Here is a 2,603-nt window from a genome sequence, read left to right on the forward strand (position 1 = left end):
AAAAATAAAGATGTTACATCCTACATCGATTATAGATATTTTGCAAATATTGCATATGCAGCAGGTAGTATTGCTTCTACGTTATCTGATATGGAAATATTTTATACCTCTCTCTTTGAAACCGAGAAACTATTACAAAAAGAAACATTAAAACTAATGTTAGAGTCTGGTAATAAAACTTACGGTTACGGCATATTTAAATTCAATTTTAATAATAAAAACTATTACGGTCACGGAGGAAATAATATAGGATACGCTTTTAGAAATGAATACAACCCAACAACTAAAAATTTGTATTTAATATTTTCTAACTCAAAAAGCATTACTTCTAAGAAAGCAATTACTAGCGATTTATTGGCTTATGTAAATGACAATTCAATATCTAACTTTAAAAAAATAGACTTAAAAAAATTTAAAAAATACACAGGAACTTATTTACTTAAAGAAGCTAATTTAACTTTAAATATAATACAAGAAAATAATAAAATGTATCTAGTAGTTGATGCTCAAAAGGTTAAGAGTGAACTAATTCAAAAAAATGACAAAGCTCTTTATGATACTACTGTAGGGGTTATTTTAACTCAAATAGAAGGAGATAGTAATAGTCTAGAGTTTAATCAAAATGGGTTTAAAACTGTAATTAGTAAAATAACCTCTAAAAATTAATACTATGACTCTAGAAATACAAAATGTATCTAAAAAATACAATAAAAACCAATATGGTGTAAAGGATTTTTCTATTAGTATAGAAAAAGGAATATTAGGCTTATTAGGTCCTAATGGGGCAGGAAAATCTACTTTATTAAAAATGATAGCTACTGTTAATAAACCAACTAAAGGCTGTATTATATTAAACAAAAACAATATTATTAAAGATGCTAATTATATGCGAAAACAATTGGGTTTTTTACCTCAGGATTTTGGTGTATACCCAAACTTAAATGCATACGAGTTTTTAGAGTACATAGCAGCTATGAAAGGAGTTGGTGGAAATAATCTAAAATCTAGAATATCAAAATTACTAGAAGGTTTAAACTTAATTGATGCTGCTAAAAAACCAATAGGTAGCTATTCTGGAGGAATGAAACAAAGAGTTGGTATTGCACAGGCTTTACTTAACAATCCTAAAATTGTAATTTTTGATGAACCTACAGTTGGTTTAGACCCAGAAGAACGTGTACGCTTTAGAAATTTAATATCTGACTTAGCAAACGATTGTATAGTTATTTTATCTTCTCATATTGTTTCTGACATTGATACTATTGCAGATAAGGTTGCAATTATGAAAAAAGGCACTCTACTTTCTTACGGAACTCAAGAAAATATATTACAACACGTAACAAATAAAGTATTTGAGACAACTATTGATAAAGAGAGTTTAACAGCTTTTAAAGCTGATAAAATTATAGTTAGTGCATCAAGAAAAAATAACCAATTATTAGTACGCTATATAACAAATACACCTATTGAAAATTCTATAAAAAAAATAGCAAATTTAGAAGATGCTTATCTCTACTTAACCAAAACAAAATAAGGCTATGAATTCATTTTTTAATATTGTAAAATTAGATTATATACAACGTACAAGAAGTTATGCTTTTCTAATAACTCTTTGTGCTAGTTTAGCAATTGCATATACTTTTGTACCAGAGCCTAATGCTAACTATTCTACAATTAGAATAGCAGATTATATTGGCGTTTATAATTCTGCTTGGTTTGGCTATGTTACCGCTATAATGACAAGTATTTTTTTATCATTAATAGGTTTTTATCTTGTTAATAGTGCTATAAAAACGGATATAAATACTAAAGTTGGACAAATTATAGCAACTACAAGAATTAAAAATTTTAGTTATTTACTTAGTAAAGTATTAAGTAACTTTTTAGTTCTTTTAACTATAGCTCTTGTAGTTTTTATAATGAGCATCATACTTTTCTTTTTATATAATGATAATTATTCTTTTAATCTTTTGCAGTTTATAAAACCATACGCTCTTATTACGGCTCCTGCATTATTTTGCATTGCTTTTATTGCTGTTGTTTTTGAATTAGTATTAAGTAAATATTCTGTTTTACAAAATGTCTTATTCTTTATTATTTATTCTACTCTAATTTTGTTTTCTCCTAAAACAGAAAACAGTTACACATTAGACATTTTAGGAAGCAATGTTGTAATACATCAATTAGAGAAACAAGTTAAAACCATTACAAAATCTACAACAGATACAAATTTAGCAATAGGATATATAGTAGGAAATACAAATAACTTAAACAAATTTGAATTTAACGGTATAGATTTCCCTACTTCTTTTATTGTAAGTCGTTTTCTATTGGTGGTTTTAGGTCTTATTATAATACTTGTTTTGTCCAGATTTTTTCATCGATTTAATATAACTAAGTATTCTACATCTAAGGAACAAGAAAAGAGCATAAATAAGCCTAATACAACACACCAAATTAATTTAAAAGAACTATCTAATGCGCAAATAAATTATAGTATTTATCCATTATTAAAAGCAGAAATGCTACTTATACTTCGTAAAGGAAAAAAGTGGTTATGGATTATTAACATATTGGGAATGTTACTTTTACTATTTCTTCCA

General features: G+C 26.4%; 2 protein-coding genes and 1 pseudogene. All 3 read left to right on the forward strand.

The window, feature by feature from the left end:
• Window positions 1-666 (forward strand): annotated as a pseudogene (locus tag ABJD66_RS09590) (hypothetical protein); the annotation flags it as partial.
• A gap of 4 nt (window positions 667-670) precedes the next feature.
• Complete coding sequence (locus ABJD66_RS09595) at window positions 671-1,534, forward strand: ABC transporter ATP-binding protein (protein ID WP_348130864.1); 864 nt, start codon at window positions 671-673, stop codon at window positions 1,532-1,534.
• Between the two features lie 4 nt (window positions 1,535-1,538).
• Window positions 1,539-2,603 (forward strand): hypothetical protein (locus ABJD66_RS09600; RefSeq protein ID WP_348130867.1); only part of this gene is annotated, 1,065 nt, incomplete at its 3' end.

Source organism: Cellulophaga sp. (assembly GCF_039943695.1).
Classification (GTDB): domain Bacteria; phylum Bacteroidota; class Bacteroidia; order Flavobacteriales; family Flavobacteriaceae; genus Cellulophaga.

Coding starts and splice junctions, on each gene's coding strand:
- ABJD66_RS09595 (WP_348130864.1), top strand. CDS start 671: ATGACTCTAGAAATACAAAATGTATCTAAAAAATACAATAAAAACCAA.